This window comes from Patulibacter medicamentivorans (assembly GCF_000240225.1).
Lineage (GTDB): Bacteria > Actinomycetota > Thermoleophilia > Solirubrobacterales > Solirubrobacteraceae > Patulibacter > Patulibacter medicamentivorans.
The window spans coordinates 1-1,786 of sequence record NZ_AGUD01000276.1; the positions used below are offsets into that span (position 1 = coordinate 1).

Genomic DNA, 1,786 nt, shown 5'->3' on the forward strand with positions numbered 1-1,786 from the left:
CGTCGGCCGGCGCGAGCGTGCGATCCGCGACGCGATCGGGCCGACGGTGCCGGTGGTGGTCGCCGAGCGCGACCTGCCGGGCGGCGAGCCGATCGACGGCGCGCGGCTCGGCCTGCGCCGCGTCCCGCTGCGCTACGCCCCGGCCGAGCGCGTCGCCGATCCCGCGGAGGTCGCCGGGCTGCGGCCGCGCGCGACGGTCCCGGCCGGCAGCGACCTGGCCGCTCCGTTGCTGGACGACGGCGCTGGCCCGCGACTGCGGCCGGGCGAGCGGATCGCCGACATCGTCGCGATCGGCGACGCGCGGCTGGTCCAGCCCGGCACGCGGATCGACCTGCTGGTCACGCGCGAGCAGGACGGTCGCGGCGGCACGACCCGGCTGGCGCTGGAGGACGCCGAGGTGCTGACCGTCCGGCCGGCGCCGACCGAGACGGGGGAGGAGGGGCGCGGATCGCGGATCGCGGTCGCGCTGCGGGTCGACGTGCGGCAGGCGGTCTACCTGGCCGCCGCCCAGAACTTCGCCAGCGAGCTGCGCGTGCTGCCGCGGGGCGCCGACGACGACCGCCGCGGCGCGCAGGGCACCGCTGCCGCGTCGAGCCTGGACGGCATCCGGTGAGCGTCCATCGCGAGGTCGCGGACGATCTCCACCGGCGATTGGTGGCGCTCGCCGCGGCGCCGGCCGAGGGCGGGCTGGGGCCCGCGCCCGAGGAGCTGCTCGACGCGGTCCTGCGGCGCGACGCGCCGCTGCTGCCGCCGGAGGATCGGGACGAGGTCCGCCGGCTGCTGCTCGAGCGCACGGTCGGACTGGGCCCGCTGGAGCCACTGATGGACGACCCGGCGATCGACGAGATCATGATCTCGTCGACCCGCCCGATCTGGGTCGAGCGCCACGGCCGGATCGAGGAGACCTCCGTCCGCTTCGCCGACGAGCAGGAGCTGCTGCACGCGATCGAGCGGATGCTGGCCGGCGCCGGGCGCCGGGTCGATCGCTCCGAGCCGCTCTGCGACGCGCGGCTGGCGGACGGCTCGCGGGTTCACGTCGCGCTGTCGCCCGTGGCGGTCGACGGGCCGATCGTCACGATTCGGCGGTTCCGGGCGCGGCGATGGAGCGCCGAGGAGCTGCTCGAGCGGGGCACGTGGTCGACCGCGGTCGCGGACGCCGTCGCCGATGCGGTCGCGGGCCGGCGATCGATCCTCGTCAGCGGCGGCACCGGCGCGGGCAAGACGACGACCCTCGGCGCGATCGCCGCGCTGCTCGACCCCGATGAGCGGATCGTGACGATCGAGGACACGGCCGAGCTGCGGCTGTCCCAGCCGCACGTGGTCCGGCTCGAGTCGCGGCCGGCGCGCAGCGACGGGCGGGGCGCGGTCACGATCCGCGAGCTCGTCCGCAACGCCCTGCGGATGCGTCCCGACCGGATCGTGGTCGGCGAGGTCCGCGGGGCCGAGGCGCTCGACATGGTGCTGGCGATGACCACCGGCCACGACGGGTCGCTCTCGACGATCCACGCGCGCTCGCCCGATGCGGCCCTGCGACGGCTCGAGACGCTCTGCCTGATGGCGGACACCGGGCTTCCGCACGCAGCCGTCCGGCGGATGATCGGCGACGCGATCGGGCTGGTCGTCCAGCAGGCGCGGCTGGCCGGCGGCCGCAGGCGGGTGACCGCGCTCGGCACGGTCGAGCCGACGCCCGACGGCTGGACGCTGCGGGCGCGGGACGTGGACGCGTGATCCCCGCCACGCTGCTGGCGGCCCTCGCCGGCGCGCTGGCCGGCGCCGGCGCCGGCCA

2 protein-coding genes are annotated in these 1,786 nt (G+C 77.4%); both read left to right on the plus strand.

What is annotated here, in order from left to right:
* Window positions 1–613 (plus strand): Flp pilus assembly protein CpaB (gene cpaB, locus PAI11_RS19395; protein WP_040601051.1); only part of this gene is annotated, 613 nt, incomplete at its 5' end.
* Complete coding sequence (locus PAI11_RS19400; RefSeq protein ID WP_007577982.1) at window positions 610–1,728, plus strand: TadA family conjugal transfer-associated ATPase; 1,119 nt, start codon at window positions 610–612, stop codon at window positions 1,726–1,728. The genes cpaB and PAI11_RS19400, both read left to right, overlap by 4 nt.
* Window positions 1,729–1,786 lie beyond the last annotated feature (58 nt).